The sequence below is a fragment of the Pseudomonas sp. S2_E01 genome (genome assembly GCF_054668365.1).
On record NZ_CP162762.1, the window covers coordinates 4,118,288 to 4,139,610 of the forward strand.

The window sequence follows — 21,323 nt, forward strand, 5'->3', positions numbered from 1 at the left end:
CAATGGAACGATCCCTGTGACCAGCATGGAGCCGGGCAACTCCGGTGTCGATCCGCGACTGAGCTTCGATGACCCCCTTCTGGACGGTCTGCTGATTCTCTGCAAACTCCATGGCGCGACCGTCAGCCGCGCCAGCCTCAGTGCCGGGCTGCCAATGGCACACCAACGCCTGAGCCCGGACCTGCTGCCTCGTGCAGCGGCCCGGGCCAGTTTGCAGGCGCGCCTGCTGAACCGCGACCTGGAAGATATTTCCCCGCTCAACCTGCCGGTGATGCTGATCCTCAACAACGGGCGCACCGCCATCCTGCGCCGCTTTGGCGAGGATGGCCGCCTGCTGATCCTGCCCAGCGAAGCCGACGGCGGCGAGCAATGGGTCAGCCGCGAAGAACTCACGGAGGACTACAGCGGCCAGGCGTTGTTCGCCCGGCCACGGCACGAACTCGAAGACTTGCGCTCGCCCTTGGTGCCGCGGGTCGAGGCGTGGTTTCGTGACACGCTCAAACTGTCGAAATGGCTGTACAGCGACGCGATCCTCGCCAGTTTCCTGATCAACCTGCTGGGCTTGATGGTGCCGCTGTTCGTCATGCAGACCTACGATCGAGTGGTGCCGAACCAAGCCACCTCAACGCTGTGGGTGCTGTCCATTGGCTTGCTGATCGGCACCGGTTTCGAGCTGGCGTTGCGGGTGGTGCGCGCGCACCTGCTGGACACCGCCGGCAAGAAAACCGACGTGATCCTGTCCGCGACCCTGTTCGAGCGCATCACCGGCATGTCCATGAAAGCGCGCCCGGCCACCATCGGTGGGTTTGCCCAGAGCATCCATGACTTCCAGGGCCTGCGTGAATTCCTCACCGCCGTCACCCTGACCAGCCTGATCGACCTGCCTTTCGTGGTGCTGATGCTCGCGGTGATCGGCCTGCTCGGCGGCTGGCTGGTGGTGATCCCCTTGTTCGCCTTCCCCATCACCATTGTGTTTGCCATGGTGATTCAGGCGCGCTTGCGAGACACCGTGCAAAAAAGCCTGGCCCTGGGGGCCGAACGCCAGGCCCTGTTGATCGAAACCCTCGGCGGCCTGGAAACCCTCAAGGCCTGCAGCGCCGAAAGCGAACGCCAGCACAAGTGGGAAAGCACCCACGGCGCCCTCACCCGCCTCGACAGCCATGCGCGCAACCTCTCGGCGCTGGCCACCAACGGCACGTTGTTCATCCAGCAATTCTCCGGGATGGCGACCATCGTTGCGGGCGTCTACAGCATCATCGCCGGCAACATGAGCGTCGGTGCGCTGGTGGCTTCGTACATGCTCGGCAGCCGCGTGCTGGCACCACTGGGCCAGATCGCGGGGTTGATCACACGCTATCAGCAGGCGCAACTGACCATGAAAAGCACCGATGCGCTGATGGGCCTGCCCCAGGAGCGTGACGTCAAGCAGCGTCCACTGGAGCGCACGCAACTGCAAGGCGCACTGGACGTCAGCGGCGTGACCTTTCACTACAATGGCCAGAACGCGCCGGCGTTGAACAACATCAGTTTCAGCCTCAAACCCGGTGAGCGAGTGGGCATCATCGGCCGCAGCGGCTCGGGCAAAAGTACCCTGGGTCGATTGGTGATGGGTTTTTTTGAACCCAATGAAGGCCAACTGCTGCTTGATGGCCTGGACCTGCGGCAACTGGATGTCGCCGACTTGCGCCAGCAAATCGGCTATGTGGCGCATGACCTGCCGCTCCTGGCTGGCAGCCTGCGCGACAACCTGACGCTGGGCGCACGCTACATCAGCGATTCGCGCATGCTCGAAGTGGCCGAACTGACCGGTGTGACCGAGCTGGCACGCCAGCATCCTCAAGGGTTCGACCGGCCCGTGGGCGAGCGTGGGCAGCTGCTGTCCGGCGGTCAGCGCCAGGCGGTGTTGCTGGCGCGAGCGCTGCTGCTCGACCCGCCGATCATGCTTCTCGACGAGCCGACCAGCGCCATGGACAACAGCAGCGAAGACGTACTGCGGCAAAAAATGCAGAGCCTGGTCCAGGGCAAGACCCTGCTGCTGGTGACGCACCGCACGTCGATGCTCAGCCTGGTGGATCGGCTGGTGGTGCTGGACAACGGGAGGATCGTCGCCGACGGTCCGAAAGAAGCGGTCATCGACGCACTGCGCAAGGGCCGTGTCGGCTCTGCGGCCGTCTAGGAGGCCGCCATGGCATCTTCACAAAGTTCACGCGGTTACTTCGACAGCTTCAGCAAAAGCGCCGAAAGCGAGTACATGCCGGAAACCGCCGGCGCTTCGTTACAGGATTCACCACGCTGGTCGCGGATCACCGTGTGGCTGGCGGCGGCGTTGATCATCAGTGCAGTGGTCTGGGCCAAGTTCGCGGTGCTGGACGAAGTCACCATGGGCGAAGGCAAGGCGATTCCTTCGAGCAAGATTCAGGTGATCCAAAACCTCGAGGGCGGCATCGTCACCGAGATCTTCGTACGCGAAGGGCAGATGGTGAACAAGGGCGACACCTTGCTGCGCCTGGACGATACGCGTTTTCTGTCAAATAAGGGGGAAAGCGAGGCCGACCGCTACGCGCTGACTGCGCAGGTCGAACGCCTGTCCGCCGAGGCTGAAGGACGGCCGTTCAAGGTGTCCCAGGAAGTGATCGACAAGGCGCCACAAGTGGCCGAGGACGAACGTTCGCTGTACGAACAACGGCAACGCAGACTGGCCAGCGAGCAGCGCACGCTGACCGAACAACTGCGGCAGAAAACCCAGGAACTGGCGGAATTTCGTTCCAAGCAGGGTCAATACAGCTCCAGCCTGGCCTTGCTGCAACAGGAAATGAACATGTCCGCGCCCCTGGTCGGCACCGGCGCGGTATCACCGGTGGAAATCCTGCGACTCAAACGCAGCGCCGTGGAAATTCGCGGTTCCCTCAATGCCACGACACTGGCGATTCCCCGGGCTGAAGCCGCCATTGCCGAAATTAAAAGCAAGATCGATGAGTCGGAGCAAACCTTCCGCTCCGAAGCGGCGAAGGAACTCAACGAGAAACGCACCGACCTGTCAAAAATAACAGCCTCCAGCATCGCCATCGATGACCGGGTGAGCCGAACCACCGTGGTGTCACCCGTGCACGGGATCATCAAGTTGTTGAAGGTCAATACCATCGGCGGCGTCGTGCAGCCGGGCAGCGACATGGTGGAAATCGTACCGATCGAAGACAACCTGCTGATCGAAGCGAAGGTGCGTCCACAGGATGTGGCTTTCCTGCACCCGGGACAGAAAGCCATGGTCAAGTTCACCGCCTATGACTACACGATCTACGGCGGCTTGAGCGCCAAGCTGGAGTTGATCGGCGCGGATACGATCACCGATGACAAGGGGAACAGCTTCTATCTGATCCAGGTACGTACCGACAAGAATCACCTGGGCGGGGATGTCAAACCACTGCTGATCATTCCGGGGATGGTGGCGACCGTGGACATCATTACCGGCGAGAAGAGCGTGCTCGATTACCTGTTGAAACCGGTGTTGAAGGCGCGGACCGAGGCGATGCGCGAGCGTTGATGTGTGTTGTCAGTACTTGCCCGCGATGGGTCCGGCACTGACAACAACTATTTCGGCCCATGATTACGCTGAAAAACCTCCTCCCCCATCGCCGCAATCTGCCCCTCGATCAACGCTTCGAACGGCTTGAGCAACGGCGCAAAATCGCCCGGCGCGTCCAGCACCTGCAACGCCTGCACAATCGCCTCCACCGTCGACAAGGCCCCCGGCCCCGGCGCCTTGCGCAGCCGGTAGCGTGACACCCCGCCTTCGGCAAGCGTCACCCGGGGCAACGCTGCCAGCGGCGGATTGAGGTGCAGCATCTTGCGCGCCTTGCGCCAGGTGCCGTCCGGGACCACCAGCAGCATTGGCTGATCACCCGCGCGGTAGGCCCGTATCGGCTGTGCACCGTCACCCGGAAACAGCAATCGCGCCTGATAACCCGGCGGGTTCAACAACCGCGGCAAATCCTCGAACACCTCACCGACGATCAACTCGGCATTGGTCAATCCCAACGCCGCCAGCCGTGCGGTGTTCAACGCGTGATTCACTTCGCTGGGGTGTTGCAGCAGCAAGACCCGGGTGCGGCTGTCCAGGCTCGGGATCAACGCACACAGGCAGTGGGTTTGCGGGCGCAGGCAGCGCGGGCATTGGAGTCTGGACATCGTTTCTGCTCCTCAAGCGGCCTGGTTCAGTTGCGCCTTGAGCAGGTCGCGGAATGTCTGGATCAATGGTTCGCGACTACGCCCCCGGCGAATGATCATCGAGAACGGTGCCTGGTAACCGAAAGTCGCCGGCAGCAGAACGCGTAGATCACCCTTGTCCGCCCAGGCCTGGGCATAGTGCTCTGGCAGGTAACCGATGTAAGCGCCGGACAACACCAGAATCAACTGTGCCTCCATGCTTTCCACCGTGGCGGCGCTGTGCTTGAAACCGTGACGCGCCAGTTCAGCCTGGCTCCAATACCCACGCCCGACCATGCGTTGCTGTGTAATGACCTGCTCCGGAATGCGCCGCTCGTTGAACAACGGATGACGGTTGCTGCAATACAACCAGTGCTGCTCGCGATACAGCGGCATGTAGACCAGCCCGCTCATGCGCGTGGAAAACGCACCGATGGCGAGGTCCAGGCGGTTGTCCTGCACCCCCAGTTGCAGCTCATACGGGCTCATGACCGAGAGGTGCAAATGCACTGCCGGGTGTTCCTGACTGTAGGCGCCGATGGCTTCGGCGAAAGGCAAGGCCTTGTCGCTAACGGTGGAATCGATCACCCCCAGGTTCAAGGTGCCGCGCAATTCGCCTTTCAAGGCCGCCGCGTATTGTTCGAAGCCCTCGAGTTCGCCAAGCAGGCGCAAGGTTTCCTGATGAAACAGTTCGCCCTTGCTGGTCAGACTGAAACCGCCACGCCCCCGATGACACAGCACCAGGCCCAGGGCGGCTTCGAGCTGGCTCATGTAGGTGCTGATCGCCGAAGTCGAGAGGTTCAACTCCTGCTGGGCGTTGGCGAACCCCTGGTGACGGACCACGCTGACGAAGATGCGCAACAATTTCAGGTCGGGTAAAGCATTGGCCATGGGAGCTCCTGTCCGAGCGCGGAACCTGTGGGAGCGCAGATTGCGTTGGCGGGAAGTCTATCGCCCCACCCGTCATTAGTTTAGAAAAATCTGAACTAAGTATTTGCCCGTAGCGATTCTTCCGCCCCGCACCATTTCGCAGAATCGGCCCACAACGGTGCCCGAGCCTTCCCCGCCTGTGCCACCGCCATAACTAAAACAACGACGATGAGGCCTTACCCGTGGACAAGATTCTCCACCAACCACTGGGCGGCAACGAAATGCCGCGCTTCGGCGGCATCGCCACCATGCTCCGACTCCCCCATGTAGCGACCGCTGCCGGCCTGGACGCTGCCTTCGTAGGCGTGCCGCTGGACATCGGTACTTCGCTGCGCCCCGGCACCCGCTTCGGACCGCGCGACATCCGCACCGAATCGGTGATGATACGCCCGTACAACATGGCCACCGGTGCTGCCCCGTTCGACTCCCTGTCGGTGGCCGACATCGGCGACGTGGCGATCAACACTTTCAACCTGCTGGATGCCGTACGCATCATCGAAGAAGCCTACGACAACATCCTTGAACACGACGTGATCCCGCTCACCCTGGGCGGCGACCACACCATCACCCTGCCGATCCTGCGTGCTATCCATAAAAAGCACGGCAAGGTAGGCCTGGTCCACATCGACGCCCATGCCGATGTCAACGATCACATGTTCGGCGAGAAAATCGCCCACGGCACCACTTTCCGTCGCGCCGTCGAGGAAGGCCTGATCGACCCCGACCGCGTCGTGCAAATCGGCCTGCGCGCCCAGGGTTACACCGCCGACGACTTCAACTGGAGCCGTAACCAGGGTTTCCGTGTGGTCCAGGCCGAAGAGTGCTGGCACAAATCCCTCGCGCCGCTGATGGCCGAGGTTCGCGAGAAAGTCGGTGGCGGGCCGGTGTACCTGAGTTTCGACATCGACGGCATCGACCCCGCCTGGGCGCCGGGCACCGGCACCCCGGAAATCGGTGGCCTGACTACCATTCAGGCGATTGAAATCGTCCGTGGCTGCCAGGGCCTCGACCTCATCGGGTGCGATCTGGTAGAAGTCTCGCCCGCCTACGACACCACCGGCAACACCTCGCTGCTGGCCGCCAACCTGCTGTACGAAATGCTCTGCGTACTGCCCGGCGTCGTCCATCGCTGAGGACCGGCCATGACTGAACATGATCAGGTTTTGAAAGCGGCCGCCGACCTGGTAGCCGCCTTTGCCCGCAATGATCGCGAAGCTTATTTCGGCGCCTTCAGCGTTGATGCCAGCTTCGTGTTCTACACCCTCGAACAGCCCCTGCTGTCGCGCGATGCCTACCAGGCGATGTGGGACAGCTGGCGCGCCGAGGATGGCTTCGAGGTGGTGTCGTGCACTTCGAGCAACGCCTTCGTCAGCCTGCAGGGTGATGTGGCGATTTTCATCCATGACGTGGCCACCGAGCTGCGCATGCAAGGGGAGCAACACTTCAGCCAGGAACGCGAGACGATTGTTTTCAAAAACAAGCGTCTGGCCAAGAACAACAAGGCTTGTGGCTGGCCTGTCACGAACATTTATCCGCGATGCCGGAAGGGCTGCCCACACCTTAGCCAAACAGGTGACGCTCACACACGATGAGCGCGCCTTTATGATCGGAGCAGATCATGAATAACAACAACAACGACCAAAGCCTTACGCAGATTGAAACCCACGGGGTCGAACAGATCCCGGACAACGAGCGCACCGCCGGCCCAACGGACCTGTTCCGGATGATCTTCGGTGGCGCCAACACCTTTGCCACCGCCGTGCTTGGCAGCTTTCCGGTGCTGTTTGGCCTGTCTTTCCAGGCGGGCGTCGCGGCGATTGTGGCCGGTGTGCTGCTCGGTTCGCTGATTCTTGCGCCCATGGGCCTGTTCGGCCCGCTTAACGGCACCAACAACGCCGTGTCGTCCGGTGCGCACTTTGGCGTACACGGACGGATCGTCGGTTCGTTCCTGTCGTTGCTGACCGCCATCGCCTTTTTCTCGCTGTCGGTGTGGAGCTCGGGTGATGCGTTGATCGGTGGGGCAAAACGCCTGATCGGTCTGCCGGAAACCGATCTGACCCTGGGCCTGGCCTACGGTCTGTTCGCGATTCTGGTACTGACGGTGTGCATCTACGGCTTCCGTTTTTTGCTGTGGGTCAACAAGGTCGCGGTGTGGAGCGCCAGCCTGCTGTTCCTGCTGGGCGTCCTCGCCTTCGCCGGTCCTTTCGATGTGAACTACGCCGGCACCGTGAACCTGGGTCAACCGGGCTTTTGGGCAGCGTTCATCGGCGCGGCACTGGTGGCAATGAGCAACCCGATTTCCTTCGGTGCGTTCCTCGGCGACTGGTCACGCTACATCCCGCGCCACACCCCCAAGGCCCGGATCATGCTGGCCGTGGTGTTCGCGCAAGTCGCCACGTTCATCCCGTTCCTGTTTGGCCTCGCCACCGCCACTATCGTCGCGATCAAGGCGCCGGACTACATTGCCGCCAACAACTACGTCGGTGGCCTGCTGGCCGTTTCGCCGAGCTGGTTCTTCCTGCCGGTGTGCCTGATCGCAGTGATTGGCGGCATGTCCACCGGCACCACCTCGCTGTATGGCACCGGGTTGGACATGTCCAGTGTGTTCCCGCGCGTGCTGTCACGGGTCAAGGCGACGCTGCTGATCGGGGTGCTGTCGATTGCCTTCATCTTCATCGGGCGCTTTGCCGCGAACCTGGTGCAGAGCGTGTCGACCTTCGCCGTGCTGATCATCACCTGCACGACGCCATGGATGGTGATCATGATCATCGGCCTTCTGGTGCGTCGGGGCTTCTATTGCCCGGATGACCTGCAAGTGTTCACCCGAGGCGAAAAAGGTGGCCGTTACTGGTTCGCCCACGGCTGGAACTGGCGCGGGCTGGGTGCCTGGATCCCGAGCGCACTGGTGGGCCTGTGCTTCGTCAACCTGCCCGGGCAATTCGTCGGCGTGCTCGGCAACCTGGCAGACGGTATCGACATCAGTCTGCCGGTCACCCTGGGCCTGGCGTCGATTGTGTATCTGGTGCTGCTGAGTCTGTTCCCGGAACCGGCAGCGGTGTACGGGCCGGGGGATGTTCGTAGCAAGGGTGCGGCTGCGGATACTGCGTTGCGTCAGGTGGCCTGAAACCTTCCCTTGTAGGAGCGGTGCTCGCCAAAAGAACTTTGTTTCACCATAAAAAAGACAATCGGAGACACGCCATCATGGCATTGGATTTATTCGTCGTACTCATTTACGCCGCTGCGATGCTGGTTCTCGGCTACTTCGGCATGCGCAAGGCCAAGACCAACGAAGAGTTTCTGGTCGCCGGACGCAACCTCGGCCCAACCCTGTACATGGGCACCATGGCGGCCACGGTACTGGGCGGCGCTTCCACGGTCGGCACCGTGCGCCTGGGTTACGTGCATGGCATCTCCGGCTTCTGGCTGTGCGCCGCACTGGGTTGCGGGATCGTGGCGCTGAACCTGTTCCTCGCCAAACCGCTGTTGAAACTCAAGATCTACACCGTGACGCAGGTGCTGGAAAAGCGCTACAACCCGATGGCCCGCTCAGCGAGCGCGGTGATCATGCTGGCGTACGCACTGATGATCGGCGTGACCTCGATCCTGGCCATCGGCACCGTGCTGCAAGTGCTGTTCGGCCTGCCCTTCTGGATCTCGGTACTGCTCGGGGGTGGCGTGGTGGTGGTCTATTCGGCCATCGGCGGCATGTGGTCACTGACCCTGACCGACATCGTCCAGTTCATCATCAAGACTGTCGGCCTGATGTTCATCCTTTTGCCGATCTGCCTGTACCGCGTCGGCGGCTGGGATGAACTGGTGACCAAACTGCCGGCGGCGAGCTTCAGCTTCACCACCATCGGTTGGGACACGATCATCACCTACTTCATGATCTACTTCTTCGGCATCCTGATCGGTCAGGACATCTGGCAACGGGTATTCACCGTCAAGACCGCCAAGGTCGCGCAATACGCCGGCACCGCTGCGGGTCTCTACTGCATCCTCTACGGGCTGGCCTGCGCCCTGATCGGCATGGCTGCGCACGTGCTGATCCCGGACCTGGACAACGTCAACAATGCGTTCGCCGCCATCGTCAAACTGTCCCTGCCGGACGGCATCCGTGGCCTGGTGATCGCCGCCGCACTCGCCGCGATGATGTCCACTGCCAGCGCGGGCCTGCTCGCGGCCGCCACCACCCTGAGTGAAGACCTGCTGCCCAAACTGCGCGGCGGCAAGCAATCGAGCCTGAGCCTCAACCGTCTGGTGACCCTGTTGACCGGTGTGGTCGTGCTGGGTATCGCCTTGGTAGTGAACGATGTGATCAGCGCCCTGACCCTGGCTTACAACCTGCTGGTGGGCGGCATGTTGATCCCGTTGATGGGGGCCATCTTCTGGAAGCGTGCAACCACTGGCGGCGCCATCGCCAGCATGGGCATGGGTTTTGCCACCGCGTTGCTGTTCATGTTCAAGGACGGTCTGGACGCCAACACCCCCATCTACTACAGCCTGGCCGTAGGCCTGGTGAGTTTTGTGGTGGTGAGCCTGATGTCCCGCCGCCCGGCAGTGGTGGCCAGCGCCATCTAGGCTGAACATAAAGTTACGATGCTTTCTTCGACGAGTGTGGCGTCGGTTGCCACACTCGTTTTTTTTCGTCCGGAGAAAACCCTAGATGAAAATCGTTCCCCGCAATCAATGGTTCGAAGTCAAACAGCTCAGCGACGGCATCCGCCTGATTCATGAGCCGTGGATACGCCCCTTTTACCGCTGCAACCTTTGGCACATCCAGGGCCGCGAGAAGGACTTGCTGCTCGACAGCGGTTCCGGCCTGGTCAGCCTGCGCGAACAATTGCCGTGGATAACCGAGCGGCCACTGGTGGCGGTGGCCAGTCATTGCCATTTCGATCACATCGCCGGCCACCATGAATTTTCCGAACGCCTGGTGCATCCCGCCGAAGCCGACATCCTCGCGACGCCTGACGGCGAAAACGATTTGAGCCGCGCCTTCGTCGGCGACGACATGTTCGAAGCGCACCCCGACTGCCCATTGTGTTACGCCGAATATCGGGTCAAGGCTGCGCCAGCCACCGGCACAATCGAAGAAGGCGACGTACTGGACCTGGGCAATCGCGTCCTGCAGGTGCTGCACACGCCCGGCCATTCACCAGGCGGTATCAGCCTGTATGAAGCCACCAGCGAAACCCTCTTCAGCGGTGACATCATCTACGACGGACCACTGATCGAAGACGCCTACCACTCCAACCTCGACGACTACGCCCGCAGTTTGCAACGGCTGCGCACGTTGCCCATCCGCACGGTACACGGTGGCCATTTCGGCAGTTTTTCCGGGGAACATTTACGGCACATGATTGACGAGTGGCAGCGCTCGCACGAGTGAAGGCTGCTGTACTCAATGCACCAACAACGTGTTGAAGAACCGTTATGAAAAAAGCTGCCGTGCGTGCCGCCGTGCATCGCTTCATCAGCCGATTGCTTGAAGACCAGGAGGACTTCGACGATCACACCAGTCTGGCGGAGTTGGGTTTGGATAAAGCCGATATCGAAGACCTGATCTTTCATCTGGAAGATGAATTGGGCCTGACGGCGTTAACCGCAGAAGAAGACCGGATACTCAAGACCGCCAGGACGGCGAATGATTTGAGCCGGTTTTTGATTGCCATCGGACGGCATTGACCGGGCACTTTCGACAGCGCCCTGCTGCCCGGCGCCCGAAGCGGCACTGGCCTCGCGGTGCTCGCTAGTGGCTACAGCAACTGCCTATCGGTCGCAATTACCGGCGGCGCTGCTGGCGTCGACGCTGCTCGTCGTCCGTACGGATCGGCACAGGTTGCATCGGTGGTTCGATCAAACCGAGTGCTACACCGAGGTCATGGAGCCAGTTCTGGATTTTCTCTTTCATGGTGCCCCCTTCAGGGTAATACCGGGTGGCTGAAATTTCGCAGCCCCTTCGCACTGATAATAGTCCGAAGTCCTACGCAATGTGCAGCAAAATCCGCAATGATCTGTTACTGAATTGATCCAAATATCTGACCGATCGTTCAAGCCGTAACCTTCACGGGAATGGCAGCCTCTGGAAAGTCCATCTGCTGTTGCTCAATCCACGCATTCAGGTTGGCTCCGACCATGCCCTTGCGCCACATCAGCCAGGTGGTCGCACTGGCGAACGGCTCGGTCAACGGGTGCACGGCGACGCTCTCGCGCCCCGGCAGGCTGGCGAGCATCGACTCCGCCATCAACGCCACTCCGGAACCGGCGATCACGCAGGCGAGCATGCCCTGATAAGACTCGATCTCCATCGCCCGGCCCATGGTCGCGTGATAATGCGCAAACCAGGCTTCCAGACGCATGCGGTACGAACAGCCTTGGCGAAAGGTGAACACCGCCCGCCCCTGCACATCCAGCGCACTGTGTACCGGCGGGTGATCGGCTTCGCTGATCAGCACCAGCCGTTCGTGGCACAACGGTATGCCGTCGAGCCCGGCCAGCTCCAGCGGGCCGTCCACCAGCGCCGCGTCGAGGCGACCGCTGAGCAAACCTTCGAGCAGTTCTCCGCTGGGCGCCGCCTGCACTTGCAGGTTCACTGCCGGGTACGTGCGGTGATAGCGGGCGAGCAGTCCTGGCAGGTGGATCGCGGCGGTGCTGTACATCGTCCCGAGCACGAAGTCTCCCGCCGGCTGCCCGCCCTGCACTGCCGCCTGAGCCTCGTCATGCAGGCTGAACAGTCTGGCGGTGTAATCCAGCAAGACTTTTCCTGCAGGTGATAGCTGCAAGCGCTGACGCTCGCGCAGGAAGAGTTCTACCCCGAGCTGTTCTTCAAGCTGTTTTAGCCGGGTCGAAAGGTTCGAAGGTACTCGGTGCAAACGCTCGGCGGCGCGGGTGACCGAGCCTTCCTCGGCCACCGCCTGAAAAATCCTCAACTGGCTAAATTCCACGCCATTCTCCAAATCAGAACAAGTTACTCACTATTATTCATTTTTAAAGAAAGTCAATCAGTCCTAGCCTGACGGTCAATGATCCTCTACAGGAATCCCAGACCATGTCGCCCCTGATTCGCTTACTCGCCAGCTTTATCGCGCTCATGATGGCCATGGGCATCGGGCGCTTCGCCCTTACCCCGCAAATGCCGCACCTGCTCAGTGAAGGGCAGATCGACCTGACGGCGGCCGGACTGATCGCCGCCGCCAACTACCTGGGCTATTTCGTCGGTGCCGTGGACGCGATGTTCTGCCGTCGCCCCGCGCAAGTCCGCCAACGCTTGCTCGGCGGCTTATGGCTGTGTGTAGTGCTGACCCTTGCATCGTTCTGGGCCAACGGTTTCTGGTCTCACCTGCTGCTGCGTTTCGGCACTGGCGTGGCTAGCGCCTGGGTGTTGGTAATGATTACCGCACTGAGCCAGCCAATCGCCGCCGCAGCCGGCCGTCCACGACTGGGTGCGCTGGTTTTTGCCGGACCGGGCTTGGGGATTTTCCTGACAGGACTGCTGGCCTTGGGTTCGAACCTTCTGGGGCAGACCTCTGCCACCCTGTGGCTGGTGTATGCGGCGGTCGGCCTGGTGATGCTGCTGGTGATCCTGCCGTTTCTGCCGCGCCCGGCCGCCAGCGTCACCGCTGCACCGAACGCAGGCCAATTGGGCAATCAAGGCATCGGTCGCCTGGGGATGATCTACGCCTTGTACGGCCTGGGCTACATCATCCCGGCGACGTTCCTCTCGCAAATGGCCAGTGCGCAGTTCCACGGTAAGTGGCAGGCGGATCTGTTCTGGCCGTGCTTTGGCCTGGCATCGGCCCTGGGCGTGGTGCTGGTGAGCCTGCGTCGACACAACCCCGACACCACACGCCATTGGTTGATGGCCACATTGTGGTTGCAGGCGGCAGGCGTGTTTGCCTGCCTGCTGGGAAGCGGTCTGGGCCTGGCGGTGGGGGTGCTGTTGTGCGGCTCGCCGTTCCTGGCTTGCATGCAGTTGGTGATGCAACGCTCGCGGGAACTGGCTCCCCACGCCACCCAGCGTAATGCCGGGCTGTTGACCGCGTGCTTCGCCGTCGGCCAGCTCGCCGGGCCATTGCTCGCCGCCTCGAGCAGCTATTTCAGTGGGGGTCTGCAACCGGCGCTGATCATCGCGGGTAGCGGCTTGCTCGTGGCCGGAGGCTTGGCGTTCGGTTCGGTCAGTACTGGGCGGGGACTCTGCACAAACAACGGCGCATCCACGGCTCAGCGTTGAGATCAGGCCTTGCGCGCGGCGCAATAACCCAGGGTACAGACCACCGTGGTCGCTACCGTCCCCCACGCCATGTCCATCAACACCAAAGGCATCGACCAGCCCTGCAGCGTCGCCCAATTGCTCAGGTCGTAGGTGCCATAGGCGACCAGCCCCAACAAGGCGCCATGACCCGCCGCACGCCGCCAGTGGGTCGCCGGCAATATCACAAGCACCACGCAACCGACGTTATACAGGAGATAGAACATCGCCGCGGGAATCAGGAGCGGCTGTTCGAGCATCAACGGCCCCAACAACCCCCGGTAGGTCGAGGCCATCAGCACGCCGAGCCACAGCCCGTCGAGCACAAGCAACACCAGCAGGCTGGTGACGTACGCAAGCAGCGCCTTTTTCATCACAACGTCCCCATGTAAGCCACCTACATGGGGCCGGTTCGACGTCAGCTTAGTTCAATGCGGTCGGCATGAATGACAATCTGGCCATTCTTGTACAGCGCACCAATGGCTTTCTTGAAGTTGCCCTTGCTGACGCCGAACAAGCTGCTGATCAACGCCGGATCGCTCTTGTCACTGACCGCCAGGCTACCGCTGTTCTCGCGCAACTTGGCGAGGATCTTCGCGTTGAGACTCGTGGCCGCTTCCTGGCCGACCGGCTGCAGGCTCAGGCTGATCTTGCCATCGGCCCGGACTTCCTTGATAAAACCCTTCTCCTTCATGCCGGAGCGCATGAACTTGAATATCTCATTCTTGTGGATCAAGCCCCAGTGCTTGTTGTTGATGATCGCCTTGAACCCCATGTCGGTGGCTTCGGCAACCAGCAAATCAACTTCCTGACCTGGCGCGTAGTTTGCCGATGTCTTGTCCAGATAACGGTCCAGCCGTGCGGTCGCGGTGATGCGTCGGGTGTGCTTGTCGAGGTAGACATGCACCACCACGTAATCGCCGGCGGTCATCTGGCGCTTTTCTTCGGAAAATGGCAGCAACAGGTCCTTCGGCAGCCCCCAATCGAGGAAAATGCCGATGCTGTTGACTTCAACAACTTTCAAACTGGCGAATTCACCGACTTGAACTTTCGGCTTCTCGGTAGTTGCGATAAGTTTGTCATCGCTGTCCAAATAAACGAAAACATTGAGCCAGTCTTCATCTTCACTCGGAATATCCTTTGGGATATAACGATTAGGCAAAAGTATTTCGCCGTCCGCACCGCCGTCCAGATATAAACCGAAGTTAGTGTGTTTAACCACTTGCAAACTGTTGTAACGCCCGACTAAAGCCATTTCCAATACCCTCATTGCTTGGGCGGCATTCTACCCGTTTTTGCAGACGGCGCCTGATCCCCTCTCCAGCGACCCGAGAAAATTTCGCTGAGGCCTTCATTTTCATGGTCTGGATTGCACCCGTTGGGCCACTCGTCAGGACGCCATGAAATCATTCGCCGGACCGATCCGGTCAACCACAGGTAGAACATTACTCATGTTCGTATTTAAAACAGCAGCTTAGGGGGATATTTATGCACAACTAAGGTGCCTCACCAGAACGCTGATGGTTATCGAATGGATATTTGGCAAGCAATTATCCGGTCATTCGTGTACGATGGCTGGCCAAATTAAATTCCTACAGGTGATTGGCCGCCATGCGCGTAAAAGCATCCCAAAGCAAAGTTAAGCCAGCTCCAGCCGTTGAAACCAGCGAATCGATCAACGACCAGATTGCCGCTTTCCTCAAATCCGGTGGCGAGATTCAGCAAATCGCCAAAGGCGTGAGCGGCCAGACCTTCGCCCCGTCCAAGCAGATCTCCCTGGGCAAGAAGTAATTCCCCGCGACATCGAGTCCCTGAGCGCTTTGAGCTTCGAAGCGCTTGGACTGCACCCTCCCCCAACACCCTTCAATCACCGCAAAAATCGACGAACGGCCATCGATGCCGAGCATTCGCCGTTATGCTTGCACGCGTCTAGATCAAGCATTTGATCAGGTTTTCGTCTCGAATCTCCGCAGTCATGGAGTGACGCATGCTCAAGCCCTCTTTTTTCCTGCTCGGCAACCTGCTCTGGTGTTCGCTTGCCAACGCGCAGGTTTTCCAGCGTGAACTGGGAGACTTCGACCTCAAACTGGGCACCACGCCGAGCCGCAGCATGGCGCAAGGGCTGGTCAAGCCTTCGGCCACCGGCTCGTTCCACGGCGGCCTTGACCTGAGCCACGACAGCGGTTTCTACGCGGGCCAGTGGTCTCCCAGCATGGGCTTGAGCGAGGGCAACAACCTCGAAGTCGATTCCTACATGGGTTTTAAACAACCCTTCGATCAGACCCTGGGCTATGAAGTCGGAATGATTCATTACAGCTACCCGAAAGTAGAGACCCTCGACTCCCATGAGTTCTTTGGTGGCCTGACCCTGCTGGGCAGCCGTTTCGGCGCGGCATTCAGCAACGACCCGGACAAACAGAACAGCACACTCTTCGCCGACCTGAGTGGCAACCAGCCGTTCGGTATCGGGATAAGCCTCAAATACACTACCCACCAGCTCAACACCCCGGTCTCGGTGGACGGCGGTTATGTCAGTAGTTTCAACGATTGGTCGCTGAAGTTTTCCCGACCGTTCATGGGCATCGACCTCGACCTGATCTACAGCGACTCCAGCCTCAGCGGCAGCGATTGCAGTGCCTATTCCGGGCGCAACGGACAATGCGACGGCCTGGTCACCCTCAAGGCTGAACGCACGTTCTATTGATCGGCTGAACTGGCAGGCTCATCTTGCGTTCACATGAAAACCCAGGCTTTCGCAAGGACTCGCCCATGTCACGCTGGTTGAAGTGCTTCGCCGTTATCATCACCTTCAGTCTCGCCCTCGGCGCCTGCAGCCGCGTGGGCCTGGCCTATCGCAATCTCGATGTGATCATTCCATGGACGCTCAGCGATTACCTGGACATGAACGGCGAGCAGAAAGGCTGGTTCAACGAACGCCTGAAAGCGCATCTGAGCTGGCACTGCACCACCCAACTGCCCGGCTACCTCGACTGGCTGGACCGCCTGCAAGGGATGGTAGCCACCAACCAGGTCACCGACGCCGCCCTGCAAACCCGGACCCAGGAAGCCAAACAGGCGATCGCCCAGACGGCGCGGGAAATCACGCCTTCAGCCGTCGAGCTGTTGCGGGGACTGGATGACAAGCAAGTGGCGGAAATGAACGAAGCGTTCGCCAAAGACCTGCGCAAACGCCAACAGGAATACTTGAAGCCGCCCCTCGATCAACAGATCAAGGAGCGAAGCGAGCGCATGGAAAAACGCCTGAATGACTGGCTCGGGCCGATCAGCCCGACACAGCAGCAACGCGTGGTCACTTGGTCAAACGCCCTTGGCGATCAGAACACTCAATGGATCGCCAACCGTGCTCACTGGCAAAAGCAATTCAGTGCGGCAGTGGCACAGCGCCAGAGCCCACAATTCCCACAACGCATCGAAACCCTGCTGGTCAATCGCGAAAGCTTGTGGACCGCCGACTACCGCAAGGCTTACGCCGATACCGAAGCCCAGGCCCGCAGCCTGATCGTGGACCTGATGGCCGAAAGCACGCCGGCCCAGCGCCAGCGCTTGCAGAAGAAAATTGAAGGGGTACGCAAGGACTTTAACGAGTTGAAGTGCCTGAGGGCGGCTAGCCAAGGTTAGCAAGTCGGCCACAGGACTTGTGGGAGCTAGCTTGCCAGCGATAGCGTCCGATCAGTCAACACAACTGTTGAATGTGACGGCCCCATCGCTGGCAAGCCAGCTCCCACAGGGGGTCAGGCAATCTGCCCCTTCGACGCCACCTCATCAAACGTCACCTCATCCAGCGCATCTTCCTGGTCATCCAGCACTTGCCGTGGGTGATCGTTACCGGGGATGCTGCTGTCGATCAGGCTCAACAGTCTTGAGCCACGCATCGTCAGAATATAGTTCGACCCGCTGCCGCCCTCTTCCTCGGGACGAGGCTCAATGTACCCGCGCTCCAGCAGCAACTTTTCGTATTCGCCCGCCACTGCCTTCAGGTGATCGAGGTTTTCCGTCGGCTCGCCTTCCGTGGCCTTCTCGGCCGCATATTGTTCGGCATATGGCCTTGGCGTAAAACTCGGTGCGCCGTTCTGCACTTCGTGCAGCAGGCGTTCGATCAGATCCCAGTTATAAGTCGTCATCCTGTTCAACCTCCAAAGCCCGTGATTGTGATGGCCTTCTTTGGTTGTGACCGGCAGCGTGATCAGCCGTTCAGCCTGGTACTGAGTCACTACCGACCGGCGGTATGTCGATTGACGCGGGGCTTGAACGACTAAGCTACGTCAGTCCCCTCCCAGCATTGCGCAGGAGAAACCTCGATGGACATTCAGAACCACCCCGTGGTGTCGCGAGAAGAATGGCTCGCCGCCCGCAAACAACACCTGGCCCGCGAAAAAGCCTTCACCCGCGAACGGGACAAGCTCAGCGCCGAACGGCGTGCCCTGCCCTGGGTGAAAATCGACAAGGACTATCGCTTCCAGGGCCCCGATGGCGACCTGAAACTGGCGGACCTGTTCGGCGGTCGCAGCCAGTTGATCATCTACCACTTCATGTTCGCCGAAGGCTGGGACGAAGGCTGTCCTGGTTGCTCGTTCCTGTCCGACCACATCGACGGCGCCAATCAGCATCTGGCCCATCACGACATCGCGGTCGTGGCGGTTTCCCATGCACCGCTGGCCGAATTTCAGGCGTTCAAGCGGCGTATGGGCTGGAAGTTCGACTGGGTTTCGTCAACCGGTTGCGATTTCAACTACGACTTTGGCGTCTCGGCCCGAGCGGAAGAGGTGGCCGCCGGCAAGGCCACCTACAACTACGAAAAATCCGACGGTGCCGAAGAAGAGCTTCCGGGCCTCAGCGTGTTTTATCGCAACGACGCCGGGGAAATCTTCCACACCTACTCCACCTATGCCCGCGGCCTCGACCTGCTGGTCGGCGCCTACAACTTCCTCGACCTGACGCCCAAGGGCCGCAACGAGGAGGAAATCATGGAATGGGTGAGGCATCACGATCGCTACGACGACAAGGCGTCTTCGAGCTGCTGCCACGGCGGGTAGATCGCCCTGGACCGCAAACGAAAACGGGCGACCCGAGGGTCGCCCGTGGCATCGGCCTGCGCCGTTACTTCACCGGTATGTACCCATAGCGCTTGACCATGGACTTGCCATCCTTGTCGCGCAGCCGGACCATTTCAACCCTGTTCTCCTGGGTGTACTCGACGAAGTACTCCTTGCCCGGCTCGACCAGCAGGTTGAGGTAGACAGGTTTTTGTCCAGCGGAGACCTTGTGGATCCCGGGGCTTGCCAGCACCCAGGAATAGGTCTGCTCGTTGAGCCCGACCACCGCGCTGTCATTGATGCTGAACACGCTGTCGTAGAAGCTGCCCTGAATCACCTGGGTGCGCATCATGTAGATCCGTCCCTTGCCCTCAGGGAGCGCAGGCGGTTCGAAGAAGGGTTGGCTGGAGCGTGTGTGACCACAACCGGTCAGCAACAGCAGGAGCAACAGGGCCGATCCATATTTGATTGCCTTGCTCATTTGGCTTGCCCCAGCAGTTGGTTGATGAGCGGTGCCATCTTCTCCTCGACCGAACCGAATTTCGACAGGGAAAGACCACCATTATTGGTCAGGTTGTATTTGACGTAACCGATCTGCTGGTCACCCTTGTACAGCCGCAGGCTGGCATCGGACAGGTAGGCGGTGAAATCCCACGAACGAATGGCGGTGTAGGTCAGGCGATATTCGCAACTGGCAGGCGCCGGCGCGGCATACAGGCGGCTGTCGATGTGGTGTTGGCGCAACAGCGTTTGCACGCCGTCGACGAAGTCACCCACCACCACTTTCGGGTTTTCCTCGATGCACAGTTGGGAAATGTTGTACGAAGGTGCGATGGGCTCGACCTGAACGTTGGTGCAACCGGCCAAGGCCAGTAGAAGACTCGTCGTAATAACTCGGCGAAGCATTTCCAATCCCTGAAACAGCGTGATATCAAAGTGATGCCGCATACTAATGGATGGTGCGGAACTTTCCCACTACCGGGGCCCTCAATCGGATAACTGCCCAAACGGAACCGAGGCCACCCCATGAAAACCCTGCTGAAGATCACCCTCGCCGCCGCCCTTGCCTGCGCCCTGCCCGCCTGGGCCTGCACCCCCGAGGAAGCCACCGCCAAACGCGAACAGCTCGCCAGGGAAGTCACCAGGCTGACCGAGCAGAACCCGGCCAAGGCCAAGGAAATCAACGACGAGTTGCAGAAGATGGATCTGGGCACGGCCAGCGCGGATTTGCCGGATAAGTGCCAGTTGATCGACCAGCGTTTGAAGGAGCTAGGTTCGGCAGAGAAGAAGGCCGGAGGTTGATCGCCCGCGCATAAAAAAACCGGACATATGTTCGGTTTTTTTATGGGGTGATTATTCGGCGGCGGGCGCCTCAGGCTTGCGGCGCTTGAGCGGCGCCATGCCGTCCTTGCTGACCAGCGACGGCGCTTCGGCCTTCGGTCGGTTGACGCTCTTGCGTTTGGTCGGGGTCTTGGCGGCGGCTTTTTTCTTGTCGCCCTTGGCGTCGGTCTTTTTCTTCTTCACGCCGACGGCCTTGCCCGAGGCCTTGACCTTTTTCGGTCCGCCGTAGGTGCCCTTGACTTCCTTGATCGTGCGACGCTCAAAGCTCTGCTTGAGGTAGCGCTCGATGCTCGACATCAGGTTCCAGTCGCCGTGGCAAATCAGCGAGATCGCCAGGCCGTCGTTGCCGGCGCGGCCGGTACGACCGATGCGGTGAACGTATTCGTCGCCGCTGCGCGGCATGTCGAAGTTGATCACCAGGTCCAGGCCGTCCACATCCAGGCCACGGGCAGCAACGTCGGTGGCCACGAGGATCTTCACGCCGCCCTGCTTCAGACGGTCGATGGCCAGCTTGCGGTCTTTCTGGTCTTTTTCACCGTGCAGGACAAACGCCTTGTATTCCTGCGCCACCAGGCGACCGTAAATGCGGTCGGCCATGGCCCGGGTGTTGGTGAAGATAATGGCCTTCTGATAGGTCTCGTTGGCCAGCAACCAATTGACGATCTGCTCTTTGTGCTGGTTGTGGTCAGCGGTAATGATCTGCTGACGGGTGGTTTCGTTCAGTTGGCTGACCGCGTTGAGCTGCAAGTGCTCAGGGTTGTTCAGGACCTTGGCGACCATCTCGCGCAGGCCCGAACCACCGGTGGTGGCGGAGAACAACATGGTTTGCTGGCGATTCGGGCATTCGTCCACCAGACGTTGCACGTCGTCGGCAAAGCCCATATCGAGCATGCGATCGGCTTCGTCGAGTACCAGCACTTCAACCTCTTTCAGGTCGAGGTTGCCGGCGTTCAGTTGCTCGATCATCCGTCCCGGTGTACCGATCAGGATGTCCGGCACCTTGCGCAGCATCGCGGCCTGGACCTTGAAGTCTTCCCCGCCGGTGATCAGACCGGACTTGATGAAGGTGAACTGCGAGAAGCGTTCGACTTCCTTCAAGGTCTGCTGCGCCAGCTCACGGGTCGGCAGCAGGATCAGGGTCTTGATGCTGACCCGGACTTTCGCCGGGCCGATCAGGCGGTTGAGAATCGGCAGAACGAAAGCGGCGGTCTTGCCGCTGCCGGTTTGCGCCGTCACCCGCAGGTCACGCCCCTGGAGCGCCAGCGGGATGGCCGCTGCTTGCACAGGCGTAGGCTCGACAAATTTAAGCTCGGCCACGGCTTTGAGCAGGCGTTCGTGCAGGGCGAATTCGGAAAACACGGGTGCTACCTCGAAGAAATGCAGAAAATCAGCGGCATAGGTTACCGGTTTCGAGCGCCAAGGCCGAGTTTCTTTACGAAATCGACAGTAAACAGTGGCTATTGTGTTGCCCCGTTTGTCCCCAATTGTCATTGAAAGCGCCTTAAATGCTCTAATTACCCCGACGCGTCCTACAGAAGAACCGG

The 21,323-nt window shown here is 60.2% G+C and carries 23 protein-coding genes and 1 pseudogene; 14 read left to right on the plus strand and 10 right to left on the minus strand.

What is annotated here, in order from left to right; genetic code table 11:
* The first annotated feature begins 16 nt into the window (after positions 1-16).
* Positions 17-2,176: a type I secretion system permease/ATPase gene (locus AB4O36_RS19085; RefSeq protein WP_460117220.1), complete on the plus strand. Its 2,160-nt coding sequence runs from the start codon at positions 17-19 to the stop codon at positions 2,174-2,176.
* A 9-nt stretch (positions 2,177-2,185) separates the two neighbouring features.
* Positions 2,186-3,541: an HlyD family type I secretion periplasmic adaptor subunit gene (locus AB4O36_RS19090; RefSeq protein ID WP_460117221.1), complete on the plus strand. Its 1,356-nt coding sequence runs from the start codon at positions 2,186-2,188 to the stop codon at positions 3,539-3,541.
* Between the two features lie 47 nt (positions 3,542-3,588).
* On the opposite strand, the gene AB4O36_RS19095 is transcribed toward AB4O36_RS19090, so the two are convergent.
* Complete coding sequence (locus AB4O36_RS19095) at positions 3,589-4,185, minus strand: tRNA-uridine aminocarboxypropyltransferase (protein WP_460140013.1); 597 nt, start codon at positions 4,183-4,185, stop codon at positions 3,589-3,591.
* A gap of 12 nt (positions 4,186-4,197) precedes the next feature.
* Positions 4,198-5,094 (minus strand): LysR family transcriptional regulator, encoded by an 897-nt coding sequence (locus AB4O36_RS19100; RefSeq protein ID WP_460117223.1) that lies wholly within the window; start codon positions 5,092-5,094, stop codon positions 4,198-4,200.
* A 221-nt stretch (positions 5,095-5,315) separates the two neighbouring features.
* Between AB4O36_RS19100 and speB the strand changes: the two genes are divergently transcribed.
* The 6 genes and pseudogenes from speB to AB4O36_RS19130 all read left to right on the plus strand — a co-directional run bounded on the left by speB (position 5,316) and on the right by AB4O36_RS19130 (position 10,821).
* Complete coding sequence (speB, locus tag AB4O36_RS19105) at positions 5,316-6,266, plus strand: agmatinase (protein ID WP_460140014.1); 951 nt, start codon at positions 5,316-5,318, stop codon at positions 6,264-6,266.
* A gap of 9 nt (positions 6,267-6,275) precedes the next feature.
* Positions 6,276-6,697: pseudogene (locus tag AB4O36_RS19110) on the plus strand (YybH family protein).
* 54 nt (positions 6,698-6,751) lie between these two features.
* Positions 6,752-8,257, plus strand: a complete 1,506-nt coding sequence (locus AB4O36_RS19115; protein WP_460140015.1) for a purine-cytosine permease family protein — start codon at positions 6,752-6,754, stop codon at positions 8,255-8,257.
* Between the two features lie 77 nt (positions 8,258-8,334).
* On the plus strand, positions 8,335-9,714 hold the full coding sequence (locus tag AB4O36_RS19120) for a sodium:solute symporter family protein (protein WP_460117227.1): 1,380 nt from the start codon (positions 8,335-8,337) through the stop codon (positions 9,712-9,714).
* An 85-nt stretch (positions 9,715-9,799) separates the two neighbouring features.
* Positions 9,800-10,525, plus strand: coding sequence for an MBL fold metallo-hydrolase (locus AB4O36_RS19125; protein WP_460117228.1), 726 nt, complete (start codon positions 9,800-9,802; stop codon positions 10,523-10,525).
* Between the two features lie 44 nt (positions 10,526-10,569).
* Positions 10,570-10,821: an acyl carrier protein gene (locus AB4O36_RS19130; protein ID WP_460140016.1), complete on the plus strand. Its 252-nt coding sequence runs from the start codon at positions 10,570-10,572 to the stop codon at positions 10,819-10,821.
* A gap of 97 nt (positions 10,822-10,918) precedes the next feature.
* On the opposite strand, the gene AB4O36_RS19135 is transcribed toward AB4O36_RS19130, so the two are convergent.
* Together AB4O36_RS19135 and ptrR are read right to left on the minus strand one after the other, a co-directional pair.
* Positions 10,919-11,047, minus strand: a complete 129-nt coding sequence (locus AB4O36_RS19135) for a PA1414 family protein (RefSeq protein ID WP_257737111.1) — start codon at positions 11,045-11,047, stop codon at positions 10,919-10,921.
* A gap of 139 nt (positions 11,048-11,186) precedes the next feature.
* Complete coding sequence (gene ptrR / locus AB4O36_RS19140) at positions 11,187-12,080, minus strand: putrescine utilization regulator PtrR (RefSeq protein WP_460140017.1); 894 nt, start codon at positions 12,078-12,080, stop codon at positions 11,187-11,189.
* Between the two features lie 104 nt (positions 12,081-12,184).
* Here ptrR and AB4O36_RS19145 point away from each other — a divergent pair, with 104 nt between their 5' ends.
* Positions 12,185-13,366 (plus strand): MFS transporter, encoded by a 1,182-nt coding sequence (locus AB4O36_RS19145; RefSeq protein WP_460140018.1) that lies wholly within the window; start codon positions 12,185-12,187, stop codon positions 13,364-13,366.
* A 2-nt stretch (positions 13,367-13,368) separates the two neighbouring features.
* Here AB4O36_RS19145 and AB4O36_RS19150 read toward each other — a convergent pair whose 3' ends face one another.
* Entirely contained in the window at positions 13,369-13,758 is a 390-nt protein-coding gene (locus AB4O36_RS19150) for a DUF2177 family protein (RefSeq protein ID WP_460140019.1), read from the minus strand.
* 44 nt (positions 13,759-13,802) lie between these two features.
* Positions 13,803-14,639 (minus strand): CvfB family protein, encoded by an 837-nt coding sequence (locus tag AB4O36_RS19155; protein WP_460117233.1) that lies wholly within the window; start codon positions 14,637-14,639, stop codon positions 13,803-13,805.
* 356 nt (positions 14,640-14,995) lie between these two features.
* Here AB4O36_RS19155 and AB4O36_RS19160 point away from each other — a divergent pair, with 356 nt between their 5' ends.
* The 3 genes from AB4O36_RS19160 to AB4O36_RS19170 all read left to right on the plus strand — a co-directional run bounded on the left by AB4O36_RS19160 (position 14,996) and on the right by AB4O36_RS19170 (position 17,023).
* Positions 14,996-15,175, plus strand: a complete 180-nt coding sequence (locus AB4O36_RS19160; RefSeq protein WP_460117234.1) for a hypothetical protein — start codon at positions 14,996-14,998, stop codon at positions 15,173-15,175.
* Between the two features lie 196 nt (positions 15,176-15,371).
* Positions 15,372-16,088 carry a TorF family putative porin gene (locus AB4O36_RS19165; protein WP_460140020.1) on the plus strand — a complete coding sequence of 239 codons (717 nt, stop codon included), beginning with the start codon at positions 15,372-15,374 and terminating at the stop codon, positions 16,086-16,088.
* A 65-nt stretch (positions 16,089-16,153) separates the two neighbouring features.
* Complete coding sequence (locus tag AB4O36_RS19170; RefSeq protein ID WP_460117236.1) at positions 16,154-17,023, plus strand: DUF6279 family lipoprotein; 870 nt, start codon at positions 16,154-16,156, stop codon at positions 17,021-17,023.
* A 113-nt stretch (positions 17,024-17,136) separates the two neighbouring features.
* Here the strand turns inward: AB4O36_RS19170 and AB4O36_RS19175 are convergent, their stop codons facing one another.
* On the minus strand, positions 17,137-17,526 hold the full coding sequence (locus tag AB4O36_RS19175; RefSeq protein ID WP_460140021.1) for a transcriptional regulator: 390 nt from the start codon (positions 17,524-17,526) through the stop codon (positions 17,137-17,139).
* 177 nt (positions 17,527-17,703) lie between these two features.
* Between AB4O36_RS19175 and AB4O36_RS19180 the strand changes: the two genes are divergently transcribed.
* Entirely contained in the window at positions 17,704-18,438 is a 735-nt protein-coding gene (locus AB4O36_RS19180) for a DUF899 domain-containing protein (RefSeq protein ID WP_460140022.1), read from the plus strand.
* A 64-nt stretch (positions 18,439-18,502) separates the two neighbouring features.
* On the opposite strand, the gene AB4O36_RS19185 is transcribed toward AB4O36_RS19180, so the two are convergent.
* Both AB4O36_RS19185 and AB4O36_RS19190 read right to left on the minus strand, forming a co-directional pair.
* Positions 18,503-18,919: a DUF2846 domain-containing protein gene (locus AB4O36_RS19185; RefSeq protein ID WP_460117239.1), complete on the minus strand. Its 417-nt coding sequence runs from the start codon at positions 18,917-18,919 to the stop codon at positions 18,503-18,505.
* Positions 18,916-19,344 (minus strand): Sbal_3080 family lipoprotein, encoded by a 429-nt coding sequence (locus tag AB4O36_RS19190; RefSeq protein WP_460140023.1) that lies wholly within the window; start codon positions 19,342-19,344, stop codon positions 18,916-18,918. The genes AB4O36_RS19185 and AB4O36_RS19190 overlap by 4 nt, the downstream gene beginning before the upstream one ends.
* 120 nt (positions 19,345-19,464) lie before the next feature.
* On the opposite strand from AB4O36_RS19190, the gene AB4O36_RS19195 reads away from it, so the two are divergent.
* A complete protein-coding gene (locus AB4O36_RS19195) occupies positions 19,465-19,740 on the plus strand; it encodes a hypothetical protein (protein WP_460140024.1) in 276 nt (91 codons plus the stop codon).
* Between the two features lie 51 nt (positions 19,741-19,791).
* Here AB4O36_RS19195 and AB4O36_RS19200 read toward each other — a convergent pair whose 3' ends face one another.
* On the minus strand, positions 19,792-21,138 hold the full coding sequence (locus tag AB4O36_RS19200; RefSeq protein ID WP_460140025.1) for a DEAD/DEAH box helicase: 1,347 nt from the start codon (positions 21,136-21,138) through the stop codon (positions 19,792-19,794).
* Positions 21,139-21,323 lie beyond the last annotated feature (185 nt).

Excerpts from the sequence above, each read along its gene's own strand:
- AB4O36_RS19090 (WP_460117221.1), top strand. The coding sequence starts at position 2,186 with ATGGCATCTTCACAAAGTTCACGCGGTTACTTCGACAGCTTCAGCAAA.
- AB4O36_RS19095 (WP_460140013.1), bottom strand. The coding sequence starts at position 4,185 with ATGTCCAGACTCCAATGCCCGCGCTGCCTGCGCCCGCAAACCCACTGC.
- AB4O36_RS19100 (WP_460117223.1), bottom strand. The coding sequence starts at position 5,094 with ATGGCCAATGCTTTACCCGACCTGAAATTGTTGCGCATCTTCGTCAGC.
- AB4O36_RS19115 (WP_460140015.1), top strand. The coding sequence starts at position 6,752 with ATGAATAACAACAACAACGACCAAAGCCTTACGCAGATTGAAACCCAC.
- AB4O36_RS19120 (WP_460117227.1), top strand. The coding sequence starts at position 8,335 with ATGGCATTGGATTTATTCGTCGTACTCATTTACGCCGCTGCGATGCTG.
- AB4O36_RS19125 (WP_460117228.1), top strand. The coding sequence starts at position 9,800 with ATGAAAATCGTTCCCCGCAATCAATGGTTCGAAGTCAAACAGCTCAGC.
- AB4O36_RS19130 (WP_460140016.1), top strand. The coding sequence starts at position 10,570 with ATGAAAAAAGCTGCCGTGCGTGCCGCCGTGCATCGCTTCATCAGCCGA.
- AB4O36_RS19135 (WP_257737111.1), bottom strand. The coding sequence starts at position 11,047 with ATGAAAGAGAAAATCCAGAACTGGCTCCATGACCTCGGTGTAGCACTC.
- AB4O36_RS19145 (WP_460140018.1), top strand. The coding sequence starts at position 12,185 with ATGTCGCCCCTGATTCGCTTACTCGCCAGCTTTATCGCGCTCATGATG.
- AB4O36_RS19150 (WP_460140019.1), bottom strand. The coding sequence starts at position 13,758 with ATGAAAAAGGCGCTGCTTGCGTACGTCACCAGCCTGCTGGTGTTGCTT.
- AB4O36_RS19155 (WP_460117233.1), bottom strand. The coding sequence starts at position 14,639 with ATGGCTTTAGTCGGGCGTTACAACAGTTTGCAAGTGGTTAAACACACT.
- AB4O36_RS19160 (WP_460117234.1), top strand. The coding sequence starts at position 14,996 with ATGCGCGTAAAAGCATCCCAAAGCAAAGTTAAGCCAGCTCCAGCCGTT.
- AB4O36_RS19165 (WP_460140020.1), top strand. The coding sequence starts at position 15,372 with ATGCTCAAGCCCTCTTTTTTCCTGCTCGGCAACCTGCTCTGGTGTTCG.
- AB4O36_RS19170 (WP_460117236.1), top strand. The coding sequence starts at position 16,154 with ATGTCACGCTGGTTGAAGTGCTTCGCCGTTATCATCACCTTCAGTCTC.
- AB4O36_RS19175 (WP_460140021.1), bottom strand. The coding sequence starts at position 17,526 with ATGACGACTTATAACTGGGATCTGATCGAACGCCTGCTGCACGAAGTG.
- AB4O36_RS19180 (WP_460140022.1), top strand. The coding sequence starts at position 17,704 with ATGGACATTCAGAACCACCCCGTGGTGTCGCGAGAAGAATGGCTCGCC.
- AB4O36_RS19185 (WP_460117239.1), bottom strand. The coding sequence starts at position 18,919 with ATGAGCAAGGCAATCAAATATGGATCGGCCCTGTTGCTCCTGCTGTTG.
- AB4O36_RS19190 (WP_460140023.1), bottom strand. The coding sequence starts at position 19,344 with ATGCTTCGCCGAGTTATTACGACGAGTCTTCTACTGGCCTTGGCCGGT.
- AB4O36_RS19195 (WP_460140024.1), top strand. The coding sequence starts at position 19,465 with ATGAAAACCCTGCTGAAGATCACCCTCGCCGCCGCCCTTGCCTGCGCC.